The following is a 21,544-nucleotide window of genomic DNA, read 5'->3' as shown; positions in this document are numbered from 1 at the left end:
TCAGCCGCCGGACACGCCCACCACGAGCCAGATGAAGGCCACGCCCGCCACCGTGCACAGCAGGGTGGAGCGGGCCGGATGCTGGTGGTGGGCTTCGGGGAGGATCTCGGCGGCGGCGAGGTAGAGCAGGGCTCCGCCGAAGAAGCCGAGATAGCTGCCGAGCAGTTCCTCCGGAAGGGTGAACAGCAGGGTGGACGCGGCGCCGAGGATCGGCGCGAGCGCGTCCGCGACCAGCATGATGACCGCCTTGCGGCGGGCGTTCCCGTACAGGCTGGTGATCGTGTACGTGTTGAAGCCGTCGGCGAAGTCGTGGGTGATGACGGCGAGCGCGACGGTCGCGCCCATGCCGCCGCCGACCTGGAAGGCGGCGCCGAGCGCGATGCCGTCCATGAGGCTGTGGGCGACCATGGCGGCGGCCGCGGTGAGTCCGACCTGGGGCACCCTCTCGTGGGCGTCGACGCCGTGCGCGGCCTGACGTACCGCCAGCAGTCGTTCCACGACGTGGGCGAGGAGGAAGCCGCCCACGAAGAGCAGCAGGGCTCGCGGTACGCCGAAGACCTTGGTGCCGGAGGCCTCCAGGGCCTCCGGCAGGAGGTCGAGTCCGACCACGCCGAGCATCAGTCCGCCCGCGAGGCCGAGGACCAGGTGGCGTCGGTCGGTGACGCGCCCGGCCGTCCAGCCGCCGAACAGCGTCATCAGGAACGCGCCGAGCGCGACGAGAACGGCCATGCGCTCTTGCTATCCGATCGGGGACGCTCCGCGCACATCAGCGGCGCTGTCGTGGGGAGGCTGGTGGCGTGATCACGGTGATCGGCGGCGGTGCGGGCGCGGACGTGGCCTCCTGGGCGGGCGACGCCGCGCTGGTGGTGGACGTGCGGAACGACGAGTTGACGGACACGGAGCTCGACCTGGTCGAGAAGCACGTGTCCGGGGGCGGGACACGGGTGGTCGTGCGGGTGCTCGGGGACCCCGGGTTCTTCGGGGTGGTACGCGCGTTGGAGGAGCGCTTCGGGTCCGAGGGGCTCGATGTGCGGCCCGGGCCCACGGCAGTCGGGCTCGCGTTCGCGCGCCTGGGTCTGCCGTGGGACGACGCCGTCGTGGTGGAGGGCTCGGCGCTCGACCGCGCGGTGAACGTCTGCCGGGCGCATCCCAAGGTGGCCGTGCTGCCGGGTCCTGGGGTGGGTCCGGCGGAGCTGGGCGGGGAGTTGGTGCACCGGGTGGCGTCGCGCACGCTGGTGGTGTTCTCGGCGCTTGGCGATCCCTTCCGTGAGCGTTTCGAGCGGGTGGAGCCGGCGGAGGCGATGTGCCGGGGCTGGGAGGGTGTGAGTCTGATCCTGTGCCTGGACGAGTCGCGGCGGCCGCGGCGGGACGGGGCCGCTCCGGCGGTGACCGGGCCGCTCGCGGGGCCGGGCCGATGGGCGCTGCCGGACGGGGAGTTCGGGGCGCCGGAGGATCCCGTACTGCCGTACGAGGCGCGGGCCCTGGCGCTCGCGCGGCTGGGGCCGCGGGCTGGGGATCTCGTCTGGGACATCGGTACGGGCTGCGGTTCGGTGGCGATCGAGTGTGCCCGACTCGGCGCGGCGGCGGTCGCCGTCGAGCAGACGGCGTCCGGTGTGGAGCGGATCCGGGCGAACACGGCGGCGCACGGCGTGGAGGTGCGGGCGGTGCACGGGTCGGCGCCGACCGTTCTGTCCCATCTGGCCGATCCGGACGGGGTGTTCATCGGGGGCGGCGGCCGTGATCTGCGGGCGATCGTGCTGGCGGCGGGGCGGCGGGCGCGGCGTGCGGTGGTGGTGGCGGTGACGGCTCTGGAGCAGGTGACGCCGGCCCTCTCGGCGCTGGAGTCCTGCGGGTTCGCGGCCGAGGGTGCGCTGGTGCAGTCCCAGCGGCTGTTCGCGCGGCCCGGCGGCTCCACGCCCCTCGCCCCGGCGGCGCCGGTGTTCCTGGTGTGGGGCACGCGGTGAGCGGGGCGGTGGGCGGGGCGGCGACGGTGGGGGTCGGAGCCCGCGCCGGGGTGTCCGTGGACGAGGTGCTCGCCCTGGTCGTGGAGGCGCTCGGGGAGGCCGGACTGACGGCCTCGGACGTCGTGGCGGTCGCCACGCTGGAGGCGCGGGCGGCGGAGCCGGGGATCGTCGGCGCGGCCGGGCACCTGGGCGTGCCGTTGCGGGCGTACGGGGCGGAGGAGCTGGCCGCCTTGTCCGTACCGCATCCCTCGCCGGCTCCGCTGGCGGCCACGGGGACGGCGTCGGTGGCGGAGGCCGCGGCGCTCCTCGCGGCGGGCGCCGGTGCCGTCCTTCTCGTACCGAAGCGGAAATCGGCGCGCGTAACGTGTGCGATTGCCCGGTCCGTCCCCATTCATCCGAACGAAGATGCCTCTACCGTACGGTTGTTGCCCCAGGGACAGGGGTACATACTCGCTGGTCAGAAGGAGCCCCGTACACCCCCCACTCACCACCCGACGGCGGCCATGGATACCCACGCGCACAGAGACGTCCACGATCTGCGGCACCACGGTGACGCGGAGGTACGGGACGAGAAGCTGATCGATCTCGCGGTCAATGTCCGGACGAACACGCCTCCGGAGTGGCTGCGGGAGCGGATCGCCGACTCGTTGACAAGTTTGGCGCTCTACCCGGACGGGCGGGCCGCGCGGGCGGCGGTCGCCGAGCGGCACGATCTGCCGGCCGGCCGGGTGCTCCTCACGGCCGGGGCGGCGGAGGCGTTCGTGCTGCTCGCGCGGGCGCTGCCGGCGCGGCGGCCGGTGGTGGTGCATCCGCAGTTCACCGAGCCCGAGGCGGCCCTGCGGGACGCGGGCCACGAGGTGGGCCGGGTGCTGCTGCGGGAGGAGCACGGTTTCCGGCTCGATCCGGCGGCCGTCCCTGAGGACGCGGACCTGGTGGTGATCGGGAACCCGACGAATCCGACGTCCGTGCTGCACTCGGCGGCGGCGATCGCGGCCCTGGCGCGCCCGGGGCGGACGCTGGTGGTGGACGAGGCGTTCATGGACGCGGTGCCGGGCGAGCGGGAGTCGCTGGCCGGGCGGACGGACGTGCCCGGTCTGGTGGTACTGCGGAGTCTCACGAAGACCTGGGGTCTGGCGGGGCTGCGGATCGGCTATGTCCTCGCGCATCCGGAGACGATCGCGCTTCTTGAGCGGGCGCAGCCGCTGTGGCCGGTGTCGACTCCAGCGCTCGTGGCGGCGGAGGCGTGCATGTCGCGGGCGGCGCTCGCGGAGGCGGAGCTGGCGGCGCACCGGATCGGGGTGGAGCGGGCCCATCTGCTGGCGGGGCTCGCGGAGTTCGACGAGGTGCGCGCGGTGGAGGCGGCGGAGGGTCCGTTCGTCCTGATCCGGATCGATCGCGCGGACGCGGTACGGGAGCGGCTGCGGGCGCTGGGCTTCGCGGCGCGGCGCGGGGACACGTTCCCGGGCCTTGACCGGAATTGGCTCCGGCTCGCGGTGCGGGACCGGGTCACGACGAACCGCTTTCTGCAGGCCCTGGACCAGGCGTTGTTGATCGAGGGCTGACGCCGCGCGGCGTCATCGCCCGGGGAGCGCTTGCGGGGAGGGCGGTGTCGTCACCACCGCCCTCCCCGCACGCCCCGCTTCCCCCCTCGGTCCCCCCTTGGGTCGGTCAGCCCCGGGCGCGGCTACGGGCCAGGACGAGCGCCCCCGCGCCGCCTGCAAGCAGGACGATGGCGCCGCCGGCCAGGTACGGGGTCATCGAACTGCCGCCTGTGGCGGCGAGGTTCTGGTCGGTCGGGGTGGTGCCCTCGTTCTGGGTCGTCACGCCGCCGGCGTCAGTGGGCTTGGCAGAGGGCGCGTGCGAGGGCTTGTCGGTGGGCTTCTCGGTCGGCGTCTCGGTGGGCTTCGTGCCCTTCGGCGTCTCGCAGGTGGCCTCGGCGAGCGTGACCACGCCGTTGACCTCGGCCACGCCGAGCTTCAGCGGGTTGACCTCCACCTTCAGCTCCAGGGCGGTGGCGGCCGCGGTGCGCGAGGTGGTGGAGGTACGGGACAGATCGAGGGTCACGTCGCCGACGCCGGGCACGCTGACCTTGGTCTGCCCGCCTGTCGACAAGGTGGTCTTCTTGCCGAAGACGGTGACGTGGCCGAGGACGTTGGACTCGGCGACCGGCTGCCTGCCGGCCTCGCAGACCGCCTTGGAGGTGACCTTCTCGACCTCGATCAGGGAGAGGAGCGGCACGCCGGGAACGTGCACCTGGGCCTTGACCAGATTGACGTACCCCTCGGCCCTGTTCTTTTCCACCGTGGCCTTCGAGGTGGCGACGTCGGCGCGCAGCACGTCGACCGGCTTGCCGTTCTCGGCGCCCTCCACCTTCACGGTCAGCGCGGTCCTGTTCTTGCTCTCCGGCGCCTTGACCTCGTTGAGGGAGGCCCGCAGCGGCACGTGGACCGACTTGTCGAGCAGGGAGACGTCGAGACCGGTCCGCAGGACGACGGCGGTCGCGCGCCCTTCGCCGCCGCCGGTGGCGTGCGCCGCGGGGGCCAGGAGGACCACGGGCCCGACGGCCAGCGCGGCGACGGTCGCGGCGGCGGCGGTGCGGCGTACGGGCGTGCGGAAGGTGTTGCTGTTCAAGGTGGTGGAACCCCCACAAGAGACATGGCGTCGCCGGCCGCTCACCACGGGGACACGGGGTCGACGCGGCGTCGGCGACTTGAGACACCGAAATCTTTACGCACAGAGAGTGAACTGGCAGACACCTGAGGTGAGTTCACCCGAAAGGGGGGTTTCCGCGTTCATATTCGATTCTTTCGGCACACGCGTTCCCGCGCGCCCCGCGCGTTGCGAATCGCGCAGGGCGCACGCGGAAAGTGTTTCAACGACGCGCGCCGACCCCGGGTAACGGACGGTCAACCTGGTGCATCGGCGGGGGCCTCACTCAGGTGGCGCGCCAGTAGCCGAGGGAGCGGACGCGCTCCTTGGGGAGCGCGAGCTCCTTGCGTACGTACGAGGCGAGGGTGCGGGTGGTCGCGGTGTCGCAGGCGATCCAGACGTACGGGTCCTCACCCAGCAGCCCCGGGAGTTCGGCGCGCACCCGCTCGACGAGCGCAGCGCCGCCGCCCTTGCGCGGGACCCGGCGCAGTTCGTGCCGGTCCGCGTCGAGGCGCAGCGGCAGGTCCTCGTCGGCGGCGTGGGAGGTCTCGAACCAGAGCGTGGCCGGCACGTCGGGCGCGGAGTCGAGGAGGGAGTTGATGGCGGGCAGCGAGGCCGGGTCGCCGATCACGAGCAGGCGGCCGGGGCGGGGGTCGGGGGCGGTGAAGCCGGTGCCCTGGAGGGTGGCCTCGATGGTGTCGCCGGGGGCGCAGGTGCGGGCCCAGTCGCTGGCGGCGCCGTGGTGGAGGGCGAACTCCAGGCTGAAGGTGCCGGCGTCCGGGTCGGGGTCGACCAGGGTGTAGGCGCGCTGGTGCGGCCTGCCCGCGTTCTCGAACCAGAGGCGGACCCACATCGTCGGGTGGACGCCGGCGGCGGCGAGGAGTCCGCCGTCCGTCAGGTGGACCCGGCGGTAGTGCTCGGTGACCTGCTCGGCCCCGGTCACGGTGAACGTGAAGTCCCGGCCCCGGAACAGCTTGAGGACCACACCTTCCCAGCCATGCCCCACCGCGATCGCCTCCCCTTGCGTAGCTGTAGATTAATTTAGGTCAGCCTAACCTAAGTAGCGTGATGGAGATCGGGGTCGGAGTGGGTATCGAGGTCTACCGGGACGATTGGGGCATTCCGCATCTGCGGGCCGCCGATCCGAACGAACTCGCCTTCGCTCAGGGGCGGGTGACGGCGGTGGACCGGGCCTGGCAGCTGGAGGTCGAACGGCACCGGGCGCAGGGCACGACGGCCGCGTTCCTCGGTGCGGGCGAGGTGGGCTGGGACACCTTCGTACGACAGGCGCGGCTCGCCGACACCGCGCGCCGCTGCTTCGACGGGCTGGACGCGGGGACGGCGGGGTGGGTCAGGGCGTACGTGGAAGGGGTCAACGCGGGCCTGGCGGAGGGCGCCGGCCGGGCACCCGAGTTCGCTGCGACGGGGCTCGCGCCGGGCCGCTGGGAGCCGTGGACGCCGCTGGCGGTCTGGCTCTCCACGCACATCCTGTTCGCGGGTTTCCCTGCCAAGCTGTGGCGGGAGGAGGTCGCGCGCCGGCTCGGCGAGGAGTGGACGGAGCTGTTCGCCACGGACGGACCGGGGACGTCCGGGTCCAACGGCTGGGTCGTCTCCGGCGCGCGGACGGCGAGCGGGGCGGCGATCGTGGCGGGCGACCCGCACCGCTTCATCGAGGCGCCAGGGGTGTACCAGCAGATCCGGCTCGCGTGCCCGGAGTACGACGTCCTCGGCCTCGCGCTCCCGGGCGTGCCAGGCCTCGCCCACTTCGGGCACACGGGCGGGGTGGCCTGGGCGATCACCAACGCGATGGCCGACTACCAGGACCTGTACCACGAGCGCCTCCGCCGGACGGCGGACGGCGGCGTCGAGGCCCTGGGCCCGTCCGGCTGGCGCCGGGCGTCCGTCCACCGGGAGACGGTGGAGGTGGAGGGCGGTGAGCCGGTCGAGATCGAGGTGATCGAGACGGAGCGGGGGCCGGTGATCATCGGCGCAGGTGGGGGTGAGGTGCCGACGGGCGCGTTGCCGGCGGGCGCGGACGGGGGCGCTCGGGGCGCGGACGTGGTGCCGGCGGATGGGGGTGGGGTGCGTGCGGGCGCGGGGGCGATGCCTGCGGGCGCGGACGCGAGTGCGGTGCGTGCGGGCGCGGATGGGGTGCGTGCGGGCACGGATGGGGTGCGTGCGGACGCGGACGCGAATGGGGTGCCGGCGGGGGTGGTGCCGACGGGCGCGGACGCGGTGCCTGCGGGCGTGGACGCGAATGCGGTGCCGGCGGGGGTGGTGCCGACGGGCGCGGACGGGGTGCCTGCGGGCGTGGACGCGAATGCGGTGCCGGCGGACGCGGGCGAGGACGTCCGGGGCGTGGACGCGGACGCGAGTGCGGGCACCGTGCCTGCGGGATCGGGTTGGGGTGCCGTGTCCGCCGGCTCGGGTTCGGATGCTGCGACCGCCGGTGCGGGGCCTGGGGGCGCCAGCGCCGGCTCCGGCGATGGGGCCGACGGCCCCGGCTACTGGGAGGCGGTCAGTCTGCGGTATCCGCCGCGGGTGACCGGGGAGCTGGGCTTCGGTGTGCTGCCCGCGCTGCTCGCCGCTCGGACCGTCGCCGACGTGGACCGCGCCGTCGACGGCTGGGTCGAGCCCGTCAACGTCGTCCAGGCCGCCGACGTGGACGGCGGCCTGCTGCACCGCGTCGCGGGGTACGTCCCCGTCCGCGACCGCGCGAACTCCCTGCGGGTGGTGCCAGCCTGGGAGGCCGCGCACGCGTGGGAGGCCGACCCGGCCGCGACGCCCCGCGTGGACGTCGAGGGCCACGCCGTCATGGCCAACGCACGAGGAATCGCCGCCCCGTTGGGCGTCGAGTTCGCTCCCGGGCACCGGGCGGCGCGTATCGACGCGCTGCTCGCCGCCTCGAAGACCTGGACGCCGGAGGCGATGGCCGCCGTCCACACGGACACCGACAACCCCTCGGCGGCACGCCTCTTGGAGAGGATCTGGGCGGCGGGCGCGGACGGCGCGGACGCGGAGGCCGGCTGCTCGCAGACCTCCGGCGCGGGTGGAGACTCCGGCCACGGGCAGGACGCGCAGAGTAGTCCTGCCCACGCCCCTGGCACGGCTCCCGAGCCCGGCGCCTCGCAGACCTCCGGCGCGGGCGGAGACTCCGGCCACGGGCAGGAACCCGCCGCAGGCGCGCAGAGCAGTCCCTCCCACGCCCCCGGCACGGCTGCCGAGCCCGGCGCCGCCACGGCCACCGGCCCGCGCGGCGACTCCGGCCACACGCAAGAGACCGGCGCGGGCGCCCCGACCTGCGCCTCGCACGCCCCCCGCGCCGACGGCCCGGCCCAGCGGATGCCCCTCTCCCCCGGCGCCCTCGCCGTCCGCGCGCGGCTCGGGGCGTGGGATCGGCGGATGGAGGCGGACAGTGCCGACGCCGGGCTGTACGCCGCCGTGCGCGGGGCCGTCGTGCGGCGGGTCGCCAGGCATCCGGCGTTCGCCGCGCTGCGGGAGCCCGCCGTGCATCCCGCGCTCTTCCAGCCCTGGCTCGCGCTCGGGCCCCGCGTGGCCTTCGCGCTGGAGACGCTCCTCGTCTCCGGACCTGTACCGGCCGCCGACGTCGACGCCATCGTCCGGGACGCCCTGGAAGAGGTCGCCGCCGGGGAGGAGCCACCCGCCTGGGGCGTCACCCACCGGCTCGCCCCGTGGCAGGCCCTCCCCGACGGCGACGACGCGCAGTGGCCCGGCCTCGGCGGAGACCACGACTGCGTGCTGTCCACGTCCAGCGTGCCCGGGTTCACCGACCGCAGCGCCCGCGCCTCCGCCGCCCGCTACGTCTGGGACCTCGCCGACCGCGACCGCAGCCTCTGGGTCGTGCCGTTCGGCGCCTCCGGCGTCACCGGCGACCCCCACCACCGCGACCAACTCCCCCTGTGGCTGCGGGGCGAACTCGTCCCCGTCACCACCGACTGGCACCGCCTCACCAAGGAGCTCCCCCATGACGACCTCGACCAGTGACCAGCCGCCGGTCCACTTCCGTACAGTCGAGGGCTTCGGCACCGTACGGATCGCCCCCGTCGACCCCGACCGCGACGCCGCCCTCATCCACGGCTGGGTCAACGAGGATCGCGCCCGGTTCTGGGGCATGGGCGGGACGACCGTCGACCAGGTACGGGAGATCTACGCGCACCTCGACTCGCTCACCACGCACCACGGCTTCCTGGTGCGGCGGGAGGGCGAGCCGGTGGCGCTCTTCCAGACGTACGAGCCCGAGGCCGACCGGGTCGGCGAGTGCTACGAGGTCCGGCCGGGTGACATCGGCGTCCACCTGATGATCGCCCCGACCGCCGTCCCCGAGCGCGGCTTCTCCGCCGGGCTGCTGACCGCGCTGATCGACTTCGCGCTGACCGGTCGTACCCGGATCGTCGCCGAGCCGGACGCCGCCAACGAGAAGGCGATCGCCCGGCTCGTGCGCGCCGGTTTCGAGCTGGGCCCGGAGGTGGTGCTGCCGGAGGTGGACCTCCCGGAGGTCTTCATCCCGGAGAAGAGGGCCCGGCTCGCGTTCCTGCCCCGCTGACGCGGGCGCCCGGCGGGCGGCAGGCGAAGGCAGCCTTCGCTGGCGTCCACAGGCGGCAGGCCGCAGGCCGCAGGGCCACCGGGCCGCAAGGCCGCAGGACCGCAAGGCCATCGGGCCGCAGGGCCGCAGGACCGCAGGACCGCAGGACCGCAGGACCGCAGGACCGCAGGGCCACAGCGCCACAGCGCCACAGCGCCGCAGGGCCACAGCTAACGCTGCCCCGCCCGCGCCCCTGGCCGCAGCGAACGCGGCCCCCCGCGTCAGCCGATCACCCGCCCGTTGACGATCACCCTGCGCGGCGCCGCCAACGCGCGGACATCCGCGCGGGGGTCCTCGGCGTAGACGACGAGGTCCGCCGGGGCGCCCTCCTCCAGGGAGGGGCGGCCCAGCCAGGCCCGCGCGCCCCAGGCCGTGGCCGAGAGGGCCTCGATCGGCGGGATGCCGGCCTTGACCAGTTCCTCGACCTCGGCCGCGACCAGGCCGTGGGCCAGGGAGCCGCCCGCGTCCGTGCCGACGAAGACCGGGACGCCCGCGTCGTACGCCGAGCGGACGGTGTCGTACCGGCGCTCGTACAGCCGTCGCATATGCGCCGACCAGCGCGGGAACTTCTGCTCACCGCCGTCCGCGAGCCTCGGGAACGTGGCGATGTTGACGAGCGTGGGGACGATCGCGACGCCCCGCTCGGCGAAGAGCGGGATCGTCTCCTCGGTCAGTCCGGTGGCGTGCTCGATGCAGTCGATGCCCGCCTCCACCAGGTCCCGCAGCGAGTCCTCCGCGAAGCAGTGCGCGGTGACCCGCGCCCCCAGCCGGTGGGCCTCGGCGATCGCCGCCTCGACCTCGGCGCGGGGCCAGCAGGCGCCCAGATCGCCCGTCCCCCTGTCGAGCCAGTCCCCGACGAGCTTGACCCAGCCGTCGCCGCGCCGGGCCTCCTGGCCCACGTACGCCACCAGGTCCCCGGGCTCGATCTCGTGCGCGTAGTTGCGGATGTAGCGGCGGGTCCGGGCGATGTGGCGGCCGGCGCGGATGATCTTCGGCAGGTCCTCGCGTTCGTCGATCCAGCGGGTGTCGGACGGTGAGCCCGCGTCCCGGATCAGCAGCGTGCCCGCGTCGCGGTCGGTCAGCGCCTGCTTCTCACTGGTGGCCTCGTCGACCGGGCCGTGCTGGTCCAGGCCGACATGGCAGTGCGCGTCGACCAGACCCGGCAGGGCCCAGCCCTCCACCGTCAGCGCGTCGCCGGACGGCCGGGTGTACGTGATCCGCCCGTCGACGACCCACAGCTCGTCCCGTACGTCCTCCGGGCCGACGAGCACCCGCCCCTTCACATGCAGCACCACGCGATCGCTCATGTCTGCACTCTACGAGGGGCGGGAACCCCGCTACAGAGGGGTCATCCGTCGATCGCCGCGCCGAAGCGGCCGTCCACCGCGGGCCCGCCGAGCGAGCCTGACGAGTACGTCCACGAGCCCGTCGCCGTCAGCCCTCCCGTCCCGGCCGAGAACAGGCCGAAGTGGCGCCCGGGGTCGCGGAAGGACCCCGCGGGCAACATCCCGCCCCGGATTCCCTCAACGGCACCCCACCCCCTTTTCCATGGAATTCCGGCGCGCATTCTCCAAGCGAATTCCCCGTTCACCTTCCGCGTTTCTTCTGCCCGGTTTCCCGGACCCTAAACGCCAAGGTTTCGTCAGCGTTTCCGGCCCATTCTGCACCTGTGACGGATTCCACATCCCGCCCGATTAGGGAGGAAATATACGGGCAAACCGGCAGCGATTCGCGCTCGCGCGAATAACACACACCACAGCGCCCGCCCACCCCCTCGCCACATGCAATCCAGGAATTCCATCGGTAAATTCCCTCGCCATGACCGCAGCACAAGCAGCAGCCATGACACTGGAAAGCCCACGCGTGGAGGACGGAGCCGCGATCTGGCGTATCGCCCGCGATTCCCGGGTGCTGGACCTGAACTCCTCGTACAGCTACCTGCTGTGGTGCCGCGACTTCGCAGCCACCTCGCTGGTCGCGCGCGCCGCCGACGACGGTGAGCCGGTCGCCTTCGTCACCGGGTATCTGCGCCCCGACCGGCCCGGCACCCTCGTCGTCTGGCAGATCGCCGTCGACGAGGCCCACCGCGGGCGCGGCCTGGCCGGGGTGCTGCTCGACGCGCTGACCGCACGGGTCGCCCCGGACGCCGTCGAGACGACGGTCACGCCCGACAACACGCCCTCGGACCGGCTCTTCACCGCCTACGCCGCCCGGCACCGGCTCCCCCTGGAGCGCGAAGTCCTCTTCGACGGGGGCCTGTTCCCCGACAGCGCCGACGGCGACGCCGCCCATCAGCCCGAAGTCCTGTACCGCATCGGCCCCTTCCACTCCACCGGAGCATCGCTGTGACCATCACCCCTCCCGAGCTGAGCGTCTTCGAGACCCTGGAGTCGGAGGTGCGCAGCTACTGCCGCGGCTGGCCCACCGTCTTCGACCGTGCTCAGGGCGCCCGCCTCACCGACGAGGACGGGCACGAGTACCTCGACTTCTTCGCGGGCGCCGGCTCGCTCAACTACGGCCACAACAATCCCGTACTGAAACGGGCCCTGATCGACTATCTGGAACGCGACGGGATCACCCACGGTCTCGACATGGCGACCACCGCCAAACGGACCTTCCTGGAGACCTTCCAGGACGTCGTGCTGCGGCCGCGCTCCCTCCCGTACAAGGTCATGTTCCCGGGCCCGACCGGCACCAACGCCGTGGAGTCCGCGCTGAAACTGGCCCGGAAGGTGAAGGGCCGCGAGTCGGTGGTCTCCTTCACCAACGCCTTCCACGGCATGTCGCTCGGTTCGCTCGCCGTCACCGGAAACGCGTTCAAGCGGGCCGGCGCGGGAATTCCGCTGGTGCACGGCACGCCGATGCCGTTCGACCACTATCTCGACGGGCAGCTGCCGGACTTCCTCTGGTTCGAGCGGCTGCTCGACGACCAGGGTTCCGGTCTGAACAAGCCGGCCGCGGTGATCGTGGAGACGGTCCAGGGCGAGGGCGGCATCAACGTGGCCCGGCCCGAGTGGCTGCGGGCGCTCGCCGACCTGTGCCGGCGCCAGGACATGCTGCTGATCGTCGACGACATCCAGATGGGCTGCGGCCGTACCGGCGCCTTCTTCTCCTTCGAGGAGGCCGGCATCACCCCGGACATCGTCACGCTCTCGAAGTCGATCAGCGGGTACGGGCTGCCGATGTCGCTGTGCCTGTTCCGGCGGGAGCTGGACGTGTGGGAGCCGGGCGAGCACAACGGCACCTTCCGGGGCAACAACCCGGCGTTCGTCACCGCCGCCGCCGCGCTCGACACGTACTGGGCCGACGGCCAGATGGAGAAGCAGACGCTGGCCCGCGGCGAGCAGGTCGAGCAGGCGCTCCTCGCCCTGTGCGAGGAGAACTCCGCCGACGGCGCCCACTACCGCGGCCGTGGCCTGGTCTGGGGCCTGGAGTTCGCCGACCGGACCCGGGCGTCGAAGGTCTGCGCGCGCGCCTTCGAGCTGGGGCTCCTGCTCGAGACCTCGGGCCCGGAGAGCCAGGTCGTCAAGCTCCTCCCGCCGCTGACCATCACCCCCGGGGAGCTGGACGAGGGGCTGCGCACGCTGTCCCGTGCGGTCCGCGAGACCGTCTGAACCACCCGTACTCGAAAGGGAGTTGCACCACCGTGATCGTCCGATCGTTCAAGGACATCGAGAACACCGAACGCCATGTGCGGGCCGCGTCCGGCACCTGGGAGAGCAAGCGGATCGTCCTCGCCAAGGAGCGCGTCGGCTTCTCGCTCCACGAGACCGTGCTGTACGCGGGCACCGAGACGTCCATGTGGTACGCCAACCACGTCGAGGCCGTCCTGTGCGTCGAGGGCGAGGCCGAGCTGACGAACGACGAGACCGGCGAGACGCACTGGATCGAGCCGGGCACGATGTACCTGCTCGACGGCCATGAGCGGCACACCCTGCGCCCCAAGACCGACTTCCGCTGTGTCTGCGTCTTCAACCCGCCCGTCACCGGCCGGGAGGACCACGACGAGAACGGGGTGTACCCCCTGCTCACGGAGGAGGGCTGAACCATGCAGGATCTGTACCCCACGCGCGGCGCCTCCGAGGTGCTCACGCCCCGCCAGGACCCGGTGGTCTGGAGCGACGCCCCGGGCCTGGAGTCGTACGACCGTGACGGCTTCCTCGTCGAGCCGGAGCTGCTGACCGACGACGAGGTCGCCGACTACAAGCGCGAGCTGGACCGGCTGATCGCCGATCCGGCCGTACGGTCGGACGCGCGCGCGATCGTCGAGCCGAAGACGGCGTCCGTACGGTCGGTCTTCGAGGTGCACCGGATCAGCGAGGTCTTCGCCCGCCTGGTCCGGGACGAGCGGGTGGTGGGCCGGGCCCGCGAGATCCTCGGCTCGGACGTGTACGTCCATCAGTCGCGGATCAACGTGAAGCCGGGCTTCGGGGCCTCCGGGTTCTACTGGCACTCGGACTTCGAGACCTGGCACGCGGAGGACGGGCTGCCGCGGATGCGCACGGTGTCGGTGTCGATCGCGCTGACCGAGAACCACGACACCAACGGCGGCCTGATGATCATGCCGGGCTCGCACCGGACGTTCCTGGGCTGCGCGGGCGAGACGCCGAAGGACAACTACAAGCGCTCGCTCCAGATGCAGGACGCGGGCACCCCGTCCGACGGGGCGCTGACCTCGCTCGCGGAGGCGCACGGGATCCGGCTCTTCACGGGCCGGGGCGGTTCGGCGACCTGGTTCGACTGCAACGCGATGCACGGCTCGGGCGACAACATCACGCCGTATCCGCGCAGCAACGTCTTCATCGTCTTCAACAGCGTGGAGAACGCGGCGGTGGAGCCGTTCGCGGCACCGGTACGGCGGCCGGAGTTCATCGGGGCACGGGACTTCACGCCGGTGCGGTGACACGCGTGAAGGCGTGCGGGGGTGGGGGGGGGGGGGGGGGGGGGGGGGGGGGTTGAGGGGGGGGGGGGGGAAGGGGGGGGGGGGGGGGGGGGGGGGGGGGGCGGGGTGCCCCCCCCCGCATCCTCCCCCTCACAGCGCCGGATCGAGCGCCGGGTAGTCGGTGTAGCCGCGGTGGTCGCCGCCGAAGAAGGAGCCGGGGTCCGGGGTGTTGTACGGGCCGTCGTTCCTCAGCCGGGCCGGCAGGTCGGGGTTGGCGATGAACATCGCTCCGTACGCGACCATGTCGGCCGTACCGTCCTCGATCAGGGCCAGCGACTCGGGGCCCGTCGGGCCCTCGGTCGCCGGATTGAGGACGAACGTGCCGGAGAACCGCTTACGCAGGGTGAGGGTCAGCTCGCGGACGGCCGGGGCGGCCTCCGTGAGATGCAGATACGCGATGCCGATCGGGTCGATCGCCTCGACCAGCGCCGTGTACGTCTCCTCCGGCCCGGTCTCCGCGATGTCGTTGTAGGGGTTGGCCGGCGAGATCCGCAGCCCGGTGCGCTCGGGGCCGATCTCGGCGGCGACGGCCTTGACCACCTCCACGGCGAACCTGATCCGGTTCTCGACCGAGCCGCCCCACTCGTCGGTGCGGTGGTTGGAGCCGGTGGCGAGGAACTGGTGGACGAGGTAGCCGTTGGCACCGTGGATCTCGACGCCGTCGAAGCCCGCGTCGACCGCGTTGCGCGCGGCGGCCGCGTACTCGGCGACGGTTTCCCGTACCTCGTCGGCGGTCAGCTCGCGCGGGGTGACGAAGTCCTTCATGCCGTCGTGGGTGTAGAGCTGCCCGTCGGCGCGGACGGCCGACGGGCCGACCGGGTGGAGGTCGCCGTCGAGGAGGTCGGGGTGGCCGATCCGGCCGGTGTGCATCAGCTGGGCGAAGATCGTGCCGCCGCGGGCGTGGACGGCGTCGGTGACCGCGCGCCAGGCGGCGGTCTGCTCGGCGCTGTGCAGGCCGGGGGTGTTCGGGTAGCCCTGGCCGACGGCGGAGGGCTGGATGCCCTCGGTGATGATCAGGCCGGCGGAGGCGCGCTGGGCGTAGTACTCGGCGACCAGCGCGGTCGGGGTCCCGTCGGTGCCACGGGCGCGGCTGCGGGTCATCGGGGCCATGGCGATGCGGTTGCTGAGGCGGGTGCCGGCGAGGTCGATGGGGTCGAAAGCGGTGGTCATGACGGCCTCCAGGTGATTTATGTGGTCGGCCAACTATCTGGCTGACGCCACTGTAACGCATTACTTGGCCGACCAAGGTAATCTGGGGCACACAGCCGCAGCGAGGAGCGATCGATGCCCGAGACCCCGTCCGTGACCCCGTCGGACCCCGTCTGCACGGGTCCGGTGCCGGTCGCCGCACAGGGCGGGCCGGTGAGCCACGGGCTCTCCCGCGTCGCCCGGCTGCACCGGATCGCCGCGGGGCGGCTGCTGAGGGAGGTCGGGCTCTTCCCGGGCCAGGAGTTCCTGATGATGTGCCTGTGGGACCACGGCCCGGTGCGCCAGTCGGAGCTGATCAAGGCGATGGGCGTCGACCCCTCGACGGTCACCAAGATGCTCCAGCGGCTGGAGCAGAGCGGGTACGTCCGCCGCACCCCGGATCCGTCCGACCGCCGCGCGGTCCTGGTCGAGGCGGCGGACGACGGGGGCGCGCTGCGGACGGGGGTCGCGAACGCCTGGACGGGCCTGGAGGAGTACACGCTCGCCGGGCTCACACCGGAGGAGCGGGCGGAACTGACCCGCCTGCTGGCCAAGGTCGAGGCGAACCTGTGCGCGGAGCTGGACGGGTGCGGGGAGACGAAGCGGGAGGGGGGCGGGTAGGGGCGTGGCGCCCGGGGGCGCGGTGCGCGTAGCGGTCCCAGCGCCCGGGGGCGCCGACCCTAACGCGAGCCGTCCTCGCGCCCCGGGCCTCCTGCGCCCGGACCCCACCCACCCCCCTGCCCTCAGCCCGCCAGGATCTCCAGGGCTCGGTCGACGTCTGCCTGGCCGTTGTAGAGGTGGAAGGACGCCCGCAGGTTGCCCGCGCGGGCGGACGTCAGGACGCCGGCCGCACGCAGGGCGGGCTGCCGGTCGCCGAGGCCCGGGACGCCGACGACACCCGAGACGTCCGGCACCGGCGCGTGGCCCAGGTCCACGAGGCCGGCGCGGAAGCGGGCGGCGAGGGCCTTGTTGTGGGCCTCGATCCGCTCGATGCCGATCTCTTCGAGCAGCGCGAGCGAACGTGCCGCGCCGTGGTACGAGAGGAAGGCCGGCGGCTCGTCGAACCGCCGTGCGGAACGGGCCAGTTCACGCACAGGTCCGTAGCTGTTGACCCACAGCTCCTCGCCCGTGACCCAGCCCGCGTGGATCGGGACCAGCGAGTCCTGCGCCTCCTCCGTGACCGTGAGGAACGACGCGCCGCGCGGGCAGAGCAGGAACTTGTAGCCGCCGGCCACCGTGTAGTCCCACTCCCCGGCCCGCAGGGGCAGCCAGCCCGCCGACTGGGTGGCGTCGAGGAGCGTACGGGCGCCATGCGCTGCCGCCGCCGCCCGTACCGAGGCGAAGTCGGCCGTACGGCCGTCCGCCGACTGGACGGAGGAGAAGGCGACCAGCGCGGTCTCGGGTCCGACCGACTCCGCGAGCCGCTCCAGCGGCACGAAGCGCGTCTTGAGGTCGCCGCGGACCGTGAAGGGCGTGATCACGGAGCTGAAGTCGCCCTCGGGAAAGAGGATCTCGGAGCCGGCCGGCATCGATTGCGCGATCATCCCGACATGGACGGAGACCGAGCTGCCGACCGCGACCCGGTCCGGGTGGACGCCCATGAGCCGGGCGTAGGTGGCGCGGGCCTCGTCGACGACGTTGAAGTCTCCGGCTCCGTTCGGGCGCCCGGCCGCGGTCTCCTCGGCGAGCAGGGTGATCGCCTCGATCGTGCGGCGCGGCAGCAGCGCGCAGGCGGAGGTGTTCAGATACGTCTGCTGGGGCGCGAACTCGGCTCCGCCGAGAGGTTCCAAGGCATCCATGCGCCCAGCCTGGGCTCCCCACGACCCCAAGTCAATGACAAGGGATCATGGAGAAGTCTAAGGGTCACTTATAAGCCGAGGTCGGACCAGTGAAGAACCGGCTCAGACCTCGCAGGTACCGTCCACGTCGCAGGCCGCCGCGTCGCCGCCGACCGGCTGGAGCGCGCGGCCCTGCCAGGCCTGCTCCAGGGCCTGGGTGAAGACCTCGGCGGGCTGGCCGCCGGAGATGCCGTAGCGGCGGTCCAGGACGAAGAACGGCACCCCGTTCGCGCCGAGTTCGGCCGCCTCGCGCTCATCCTCCCGTACCGCCTCCGCGTACGCGGTCTCGTCGGCGAGCACGGACCGGACCTCGGCCTCGTCGAGGCCTGCCTCGACCCCGAGCCGTACCAGGGTCTCGGTGTCGAAGACGGACCGCTCCTCGGCGAAGTTGGCGCGGTAGGCGAGGTCGAGCAACTCGTTCTGCCGGCCGCGCTCCTTGGCGAGGTGGAGCAGGCGGTGGATGTCGAAGGTGTTGCCGTGGTCGCGGCCGACCGTGCGGTAGTCAAGACCCTCGGAGTGCGCGTTGGAGGCGACATGGGCCTCCATGGCACGGGCCTCCTCCAGCGTGCGGCCGTACTTCGCGGCCAGCATGGTGAGCACCGGGGCGACGTCGCCCTTGGGCCGGTTCGGGTCGAGCTCGAAGGAGCGGTGCACGACCTCGACCTCGTCGCGGTGGGCGAAGGCCGCAAGCCCCTTCTCGAAGCGGGCCTTGCCGATGTAGCACCACGGGCAGGCGATGTCGCTCCAGATCTCGACGCGCATGTTCTTGCTTCTCTCCGGGGTCGTGGGGTGGTGTTCCATGCCGGGAACGCCCCGGCCGGACGGATTCATTCCGCGACGGGCGCCAGTGTGAGGCGGAGCACGAGGGTCGGGGGCGGCGCGGTGCCGGGGGACGGTCTCCCCCGTCCCCCGCGACGAGGAGGTGCGGCGGTTCACCGGGGGGCGGGGTGCGCGGCTCGTCTTCGACGCGGTCGGCGGGCTGGGGTTCGGGGAGCTCGGGAACGCCCTGGAGGAGGGCGGCACGGCGGTGCTGTACGGCTGGCTCGACCACCGGCCGGCCACGATGCCGATGAACTGGCCGCTCACCGTGCGGGGTTACGCGAACGGCGCTGGTACGCACGGAGGAGGGGCGGCGCCGGATCGCCGGGTTCGTCGACGCCGGTCTGCGTGACGGCTCGCCGGCGCCGGTGATCGCGGAGACCTTCGAGGGTCTGGAGCGGATCACCGACGCCCATCAGCTGATGTAGTCGAACATGCACACCGGCAAGATCGTCGTACGGGTATGAGCTGAGCCTCAGCGGCGCGGCAGCCCCAGCGGGTTGTCGTCGCGCAGCTCCGGCGGAAGCAGGTGCTGCGGGGTCGACTGGTAGGTGACCGGACGCAGCCAGCGTTCGATCGCGGTCGCGCCGACCGAGGTGGAGGTGGAGGTGGTGGCCGGGTACGGGCCGCCGTGGTGCTGCGCGCCCGCGACCGCCACGCCCGTCGGCCAGCCGTTGACGAGCACGCGGCCCGCCAGCGGGGTGAGTTCGGCCAGCAGGGCGGCGGCCTCGGGGTCCTCCTCGGCCATCTGGAGGGTGGCGGTGAGGTTGCCGGGGAGCAGGGCGAGGACCTCGCTGATCTCCTCCGGGGAGTCGTAGCGGGCGACGACGGTCACCGGGCCGAAGCACTCCTCCAGGAGCGCCTCGTGGCCGCCCTTGAGCAGGGTCTCGGCGTCGACGGTCAGGAAGCCCGCGTTGACCGTGTGCTCGCCGCCCGGTCCTGGCAGGACGGGCGCGGTGACGCCAGGGAGTCCGGCCCGCTCGGCGGTTCCGGCGACGAACGCGCCCCGCATGCGCCGGTCGAGCAGCACGCCGGGCTCGGTCTCGCTCACGGCGTCCGTCAGCGCGGACACGAAGCGGTCGCCCGCCTCGCCCGCCGGTGCCAGGACGAAGCCTGGCTTGGTGCAGAACTGGCCCTGGCCCATGGTCATGGACGCGCCGAGCCCGGCCCCGATCTCGGCCGCCCGCTCCTCGGCGGCGGCGCCGGTGATCACGACCGGGTTGAGGGAGCCGAGCTCGCCGTGGAACGGGATGGGAACGGGCCGGGCGGCCGCGGCGTCGAAGAGCGCCCGCCCGCCGCGGATCGAACCTGTGAAGCCGGCCGCCGCGACCAGCGGGTGGCGGACGAGCTTCACTCCGGCGTCGAAGCCGTGGACGACGACGACCACGTCCTCCGGCAGCCCGGCCTTGACGGCGGCCCGGCGGAGGAGGGAGGCGCAGAGTTCGGAGGTGGCGGGGTGGTCGGGGTGGGCCTTGATCACGACGGGGCAGCCGGCCGCGAGGGCGCTGGCGGTGTCGCCGCCGGGAACGGAGAAGGCGAGCGGGAAGTTGCTGGCCGCGTAGACGGCGACGACGCCGAGCGGGATCTTCCAGCGGCGCAGGTCGGGCCGGGGCGGGGTGGTCGTGGCGTCGGGCAGGTCGATCCGGATGTCGAGGAAGGCCCCCTCGTCGACGACGTCCGCGAAGGACCGCAACTGGGCGGTGGTCCGGGCGAGTTCGCCGGTCAGTCGGGCCGGGCCGAGTGCGGTCTCGGCGTCGGCGGCCTCGATGACGTGCGGTCCGGCCTCGTCGAGGAGGTCCGCCGCGGTACGGAGCAGGGCGGCCCGCGCCGTACGGTCGGCGAGCGCCTCGCGGCAGGCGGCCGCGGCGCGGACGGCCTGGTCGACCTCCTCGGCTGTGGCCTCCACCGCAACCTGCTCCCGTGGCTTCCCCGTCCGGGGGTCCACACTCCACACTGGTTCAGCTGCCACCGCCATACCCCTCTTCACGACCCCACTCGTTCGGTATTCTGAACAGAGTTCCTGTAGATGAATCAGGACTCTATTGACGGGCGCCCCGACTCCACAAGGGGCGCCAGGAAGAGGAGCGAGGGCACATGTCGACTGCCGACACGGGTGGGGCCCAGGTCAAGTCCGCGGTGCGGACCGTGGAGCTGCTCGAGTACTTCGCCGGGCGACCCGGAATGCACTCGCTGGCCGCCGTCCAGGAGGCCGTCGGTTACCCCAAGTCCAGCCTGTACATGCTGCTGCGGACCCTGGTCGAACTCGGCTGGGTGGAGACGGACGCGACGGGCACGCGGTACGGGATCGGGGTGCGGGCACTGCTGGTCGGCACCTCGTACATCGACGGCGACGAGGTGGTGGCCGCCGCCCGGCCCACCCTGGACCGGCTCTCGGACGACACGACCGAGACCATCCACCTGGCGCGGCTCGACGGCACCAACGTGGTCTATCTGGCGACCCGTCAGTCCCAGCACTATCTGCGGCCGTTCACCCGGGTCGGGCGCCGGCTGCCGGCCCACTCGACCTCGCTCGGCAAGGCGCTGCTCGCCACCCACAGCGACGAGCAGGTCCGCAAGCTGCTCCCCGAGACGCTGCCGGCGCTGACCGAGCACACGATCACCGACCGGGAGAAGCTCATCGAGGAGCTGCACCTCGTCCGCGAGCAGGGCTACGCGGTGGACCGCGAGGAGAACACCCTCGGGCTGCGCTGCTTCGGCATCGCGATCCCCTACCGGACCCCGGCGCGTGACGCGATCAGCTGCTCGGTCCCGGTGGCCCGGCTGACCCCGGGACACGAGCAGATGATCAAGGACGCGCTGTTCGACGCCCGCGACCGCCTGACACTGGCGACCCGCCGCCTCTGAGCCCAGTCCCACGGGTCAGCGGTCGGCGAGGGCCTTCTGCCACACCGGGCTGTCGACGTAGTGGTTGTCGTACCGCTCCGAGGACTCCTTGATCTCCTCGAAGCTCGCCTCGCCGCGCATCACGCGGCCGAGCAGCCGCAGGTAGTCGAAGCGCGCCATGCCCGGCGTGAAGACGAACAGCACGTCGGCCTCGGCGCCCGGAGCCGCGGCGAAGGCGTGCGGGGTGTGCGGCGGCACGAGCAGGAAGTCGCCCTGCTCCAGAACGGTCAGCTCCTCGCCCAGCAGCACCTGGAGCGAGCCGCCGAGCACGTAGAACATCTCCGACGCCTTGGTGTGGAAGTGGGCCGGCGCACCGACGGCACCCTTCGCGAACGTCGAGCGGTAGCTGGTCAGTTGCCCGCCGGTGGTGTCCGAGTCGGCGAGGAGCGTCATCACGCTGCTCGGGTCGGCGGTCGTCTCGGCGTCGGCGGCGCGGGTGAGGTGCGGGGCGAAGGGCTGCGTCGTGTTCATGAAGATCACTTTATGGGGCCCCACTGACATCGAGGCTTCGATTTCCCGGTCCACGACCGCGGGGGGGGGGGGGGGGGGGGGGGGGGGGTTTGTGGGGGGGGGGGGGGGGGGGGGGGGGAACCACGAAGAGGAACCAAAAAAAGACATGTTCCCCTCCCACCAAAGG

Annotated in this window: 21 protein-coding genes; 11 read left to right on the top strand and 10 right to left on the bottom strand. The window is 72.8% G+C overall.

Features of this window, described 5'->3' with window-relative positions:
- Window positions 1–729 (bottom strand): ZIP family metal transporter, encoded by a 729-nt coding sequence (locus ACZ4VI_RS32625; RefSeq protein WP_468005196.1) that lies wholly within the window; start codon window positions 727–729, stop codon window positions 1–3.
- A 68-nt stretch (window positions 730–797) separates the two neighbouring features.
- On the opposite strand from ACZ4VI_RS32625, the gene ACZ4VI_RS32620 reads away from it, so the two are divergent.
- Together ACZ4VI_RS32620 and cobC are read left to right on the top strand one after the other, a co-directional pair.
- Window positions 798–1,964 carry a bifunctional cobalt-precorrin-7 (C(5))-methyltransferase/cobalt-precorrin-6B (C(15))-methyltransferase gene (locus ACZ4VI_RS32620; protein ID WP_468005194.1) on the top strand — a complete coding sequence of 389 codons (1,167 nt, stop codon included), beginning with the start codon at window positions 798–800 and terminating at the stop codon, window positions 1,962–1,964.
- Window positions 1,961–3,526, top strand: a complete 1,566-nt coding sequence (cobC, locus tag ACZ4VI_RS32615; RefSeq protein WP_468005192.1) for an Rv2231c family pyridoxal phosphate-dependent protein CobC — start codon at window positions 1,961–1,963, stop codon at window positions 3,524–3,526. The genes ACZ4VI_RS32620 and cobC overlap by 4 nt, the downstream gene beginning before the upstream one ends.
- Window positions 3,527–3,632: 106 nt before the next feature.
- Here cobC and ACZ4VI_RS32610 read toward each other — a convergent pair whose 3' ends face one another.
- Together ACZ4VI_RS32610 and ACZ4VI_RS32605 are read right to left on the bottom strand one after the other, a co-directional pair.
- The gene (locus tag ACZ4VI_RS32610) at window positions 3,633–4,595 is read right to left on the bottom strand and encodes an SCO1860 family LAETG-anchored protein (protein WP_468005190.1); all 963 of its coding nucleotides are present in this window, start codon (window positions 4,593–4,595) and stop codon (window positions 3,633–3,635) included.
- 304 nt (window positions 4,596–4,899) lie between these two features.
- Complete coding sequence (locus ACZ4VI_RS32605) at window positions 4,900–5,619, bottom strand: siderophore-interacting protein (protein WP_468005188.1); 720 nt, start codon at window positions 5,617–5,619, stop codon at window positions 4,900–4,902.
- Between the two features lie 62 nt (window positions 5,620–5,681).
- Here ACZ4VI_RS32605 and ACZ4VI_RS32600 point away from each other — a divergent pair, with 62 nt between their 5' ends.
- Together ACZ4VI_RS32600 and ACZ4VI_RS32595 are read left to right on the top strand one after the other, a co-directional pair.
- Window positions 5,682–8,618 (top strand): penicillin acylase family protein, encoded by a 2,937-nt coding sequence (locus ACZ4VI_RS32600; RefSeq protein WP_468005295.1) that lies wholly within the window; start codon window positions 5,682–5,684, stop codon window positions 8,616–8,618.
- Window positions 8,599–9,177, top strand: coding sequence for a GNAT family N-acetyltransferase (locus tag ACZ4VI_RS32595; RefSeq protein WP_468005186.1), 579 nt, complete (start codon window positions 8,599–8,601; stop codon window positions 9,175–9,177). Before ACZ4VI_RS32600 ends, ACZ4VI_RS32595 begins: the two co-directional genes overlap by 20 nt.
- A gap of 260 nt (window positions 9,178–9,437) precedes the next feature.
- Here ACZ4VI_RS32595 and ACZ4VI_RS32590 read toward each other — a convergent pair whose 3' ends face one another.
- Together ACZ4VI_RS32590 and ACZ4VI_RS32585 are read right to left on the bottom strand one after the other, a co-directional pair.
- Window positions 9,438–10,523, bottom strand: coding sequence for an amidohydrolase family protein (locus ACZ4VI_RS32590; protein ID WP_468005184.1), 1,086 nt, complete (start codon window positions 10,521–10,523; stop codon window positions 9,438–9,440).
- A gap of 41 nt (window positions 10,524–10,564) precedes the next feature.
- The gene (locus ACZ4VI_RS32585; protein ID WP_468005182.1) at window positions 10,565–10,723 is read right to left on the bottom strand and encodes a hypothetical protein; all 159 of its coding nucleotides are present in this window, start codon (window positions 10,721–10,723) and stop codon (window positions 10,565–10,567) included.
- A gap of 335 nt (window positions 10,724–11,058) precedes the next feature.
- On the opposite strand from ACZ4VI_RS32585, the gene ectA reads away from it, so the two are divergent.
- The 4 genes from ectA to thpD are packed head-to-tail and all read left to right on the top strand — an operon-like array spanning window position 11,059 to window position 14,119.
- Window positions 11,059–11,565, top strand: coding sequence for a diaminobutyrate acetyltransferase (gene ectA / locus ACZ4VI_RS32580; protein WP_468005180.1), 507 nt, complete (start codon window positions 11,059–11,061; stop codon window positions 11,563–11,565).
- Complete coding sequence (gene ectB, locus ACZ4VI_RS32575) at window positions 11,562–12,830, top strand: diaminobutyrate--2-oxoglutarate transaminase (protein WP_468005179.1); 1,269 nt, start codon at window positions 11,562–11,564, stop codon at window positions 12,828–12,830. The genes ectA and ectB overlap by 4 nt, the downstream gene beginning before the upstream one ends.
- A gap of 32 nt (window positions 12,831–12,862) precedes the next feature.
- Window positions 12,863–13,261, top strand: a complete 399-nt coding sequence (locus ACZ4VI_RS32570) for an ectoine synthase (RefSeq protein WP_392091918.1) — start codon at window positions 12,863–12,865, stop codon at window positions 13,259–13,261.
- Window positions 13,262–13,264: 3 nt separating this feature from the next.
- Window positions 13,265–14,119, top strand: coding sequence for an ectoine hydroxylase (thpD, locus tag ACZ4VI_RS32565; RefSeq protein WP_468005176.1), 855 nt, complete (start codon window positions 13,265–13,267; stop codon window positions 14,117–14,119).
- Window positions 14,120–14,248: 129 nt separating this feature from the next.
- On the opposite strand, the gene ACZ4VI_RS32560 is transcribed toward thpD, so the two are convergent.
- Window positions 14,249–15,328: an alkene reductase gene (locus ACZ4VI_RS32560; protein WP_468005175.1), complete on the bottom strand. Its 1,080-nt coding sequence runs from the start codon at window positions 15,326–15,328 to the stop codon at window positions 14,249–14,251.
- Window positions 15,329–15,442: 114 nt separating this feature from the next.
- Here ACZ4VI_RS32560 and ACZ4VI_RS32555 point away from each other — a divergent pair, with 114 nt between their 5' ends.
- Window positions 15,443–15,967: a MarR family winged helix-turn-helix transcriptional regulator gene (locus ACZ4VI_RS32555; protein WP_468005173.1), complete on the top strand. Its 525-nt coding sequence runs from the start codon at window positions 15,443–15,445 to the stop codon at window positions 15,965–15,967.
- Window positions 15,968–16,089: 122 nt separating this feature from the next.
- Here the strand turns inward: ACZ4VI_RS32555 and ACZ4VI_RS32550 are convergent, their stop codons facing one another.
- A complete protein-coding gene (locus ACZ4VI_RS32550) occupies window positions 16,090–17,145 on the bottom strand; it encodes an aminotransferase class V-fold PLP-dependent enzyme (protein ID WP_468005171.1) in 1,056 nt (351 codons plus the stop codon).
- A gap of 102 nt (window positions 17,146–17,247) precedes the next feature.
- A complete protein-coding gene (locus tag ACZ4VI_RS32545; RefSeq protein ID WP_468005169.1) occupies window positions 17,248–17,946 on the bottom strand; it encodes a DsbA family oxidoreductase in 699 nt (232 codons plus the stop codon).
- 160 nt (window positions 17,947–18,106) lie between these two features.
- Here ACZ4VI_RS32545 and ACZ4VI_RS32540 point away from each other — a divergent pair, with 160 nt between their 5' ends.
- Entirely contained in the window at window positions 18,107–18,355 is a 249-nt protein-coding gene (locus ACZ4VI_RS32540) for a hypothetical protein (RefSeq protein ID WP_468005167.1), read from the top strand.
- Window positions 18,356–18,478: 123 nt separating this feature from the next.
- Here the strand turns inward: ACZ4VI_RS32540 and ACZ4VI_RS32535 are convergent, their stop codons facing one another.
- Window positions 18,479–19,978 (bottom strand): aldehyde dehydrogenase (NADP(+)), encoded by a 1,500-nt coding sequence (locus ACZ4VI_RS32535; RefSeq protein WP_468005165.1) that lies wholly within the window; start codon window positions 19,976–19,978, stop codon window positions 18,479–18,481.
- 119 nt (window positions 19,979–20,097) lie between these two features.
- Between ACZ4VI_RS32535 and ACZ4VI_RS32530 the strand changes: the two genes are divergently transcribed.
- Window positions 20,098–20,868: an IclR family transcriptional regulator gene (locus ACZ4VI_RS32530; protein ID WP_137990129.1), complete on the top strand. Its 771-nt coding sequence runs from the start codon at window positions 20,098–20,100 to the stop codon at window positions 20,866–20,868.
- A gap of 15 nt (window positions 20,869–20,883) precedes the next feature.
- Here ACZ4VI_RS32530 and ACZ4VI_RS32525 read toward each other — a convergent pair whose 3' ends face one another.
- Complete coding sequence (locus ACZ4VI_RS32525; RefSeq protein WP_468005164.1) at window positions 20,884–21,378, bottom strand: cupin domain-containing protein; 495 nt, start codon at window positions 21,376–21,378, stop codon at window positions 20,884–20,886.
- Between the last annotated feature and the right edge of the window lie 166 nt (window positions 21,379–21,544).

This window comes from Streptomyces sp. NPDC029169, from assembly GCF_055563935.1.
Note: the sequence above shows the minus strand (reverse complement) of the source record. Positions and strands in the feature narration are given on the sequence as shown.

Coding starts and splice junctions, on each gene's coding strand:
- ACZ4VI_RS32625 (WP_468005196.1), bottom strand. CDS start 729: ATGGCCGTTCTCGTCGCGCTCGGCGCGTTCCTGATGACGCTGTTCGGC.
- ACZ4VI_RS32600 (WP_468005295.1), top strand. CDS start 5,682: ATGGAGATCGGGGTCGGAGTGGGTATCGAGGTCTACCGGGACGATTGG.
- ACZ4VI_RS32595 (WP_468005186.1), top strand. CDS start 8,599: ATGACGACCTCGACCAGTGACCAGCCGCCGGTCCACTTCCGTACAGTC.
- ACZ4VI_RS32590 (WP_468005184.1), bottom strand. CDS start 10,523: ATGAGCGATCGCGTGGTGCTGCATGTGAAGGGGCGGGTGCTCGTCGGC.
- ACZ4VI_RS32585 (WP_468005182.1), bottom strand. CDS start 10,723: ATGTTGCCCGCGGGGTCCTTCCGCGACCCCGGGCGCCACTTCGGCCTG.
- ectA (WP_468005180.1), top strand. CDS start 11,059: ATGACACTGGAAAGCCCACGCGTGGAGGACGGAGCCGCGATCTGGCGT.
- thpD (WP_468005176.1), top strand. CDS start 13,265: ATGCAGGATCTGTACCCCACGCGCGGCGCCTCCGAGGTGCTCACGCCC.
- ACZ4VI_RS32560 (WP_468005175.1), bottom strand. CDS start 15,328: ATGACCACCGCTTTCGACCCCATCGACCTCGCCGGCACCCGCCTCAGC.
- ACZ4VI_RS32555 (WP_468005173.1), top strand. CDS start 15,443: ATGCCCGAGACCCCGTCCGTGACCCCGTCGGACCCCGTCTGCACGGGT.
- ACZ4VI_RS32550 (WP_468005171.1), bottom strand. CDS start 17,145: ATGGATGCCTTGGAACCTCTCGGCGGAGCCGAGTTCGCGCCCCAGCAG.
- ACZ4VI_RS32545 (WP_468005169.1), bottom strand. CDS start 17,946: ATGCGCGTCGAGATCTGGAGCGACATCGCCTGCCCGTGGTGCTACATC.
- ACZ4VI_RS32535 (WP_468005165.1), bottom strand. CDS start 19,978: ATGGCGGTGGCAGCTGAACCAGTGTGGAGTGTGGACCCCCGGACGGGG.
- ACZ4VI_RS32530 (WP_137990129.1), top strand. CDS start 20,098: ATGTCGACTGCCGACACGGGTGGGGCCCAGGTCAAGTCCGCGGTGCGG.
- ACZ4VI_RS32525 (WP_468005164.1), bottom strand. CDS start 21,378: ATGAACACGACGCAGCCCTTCGCCCCGCACCTCACCCGCGCCGCCGAC.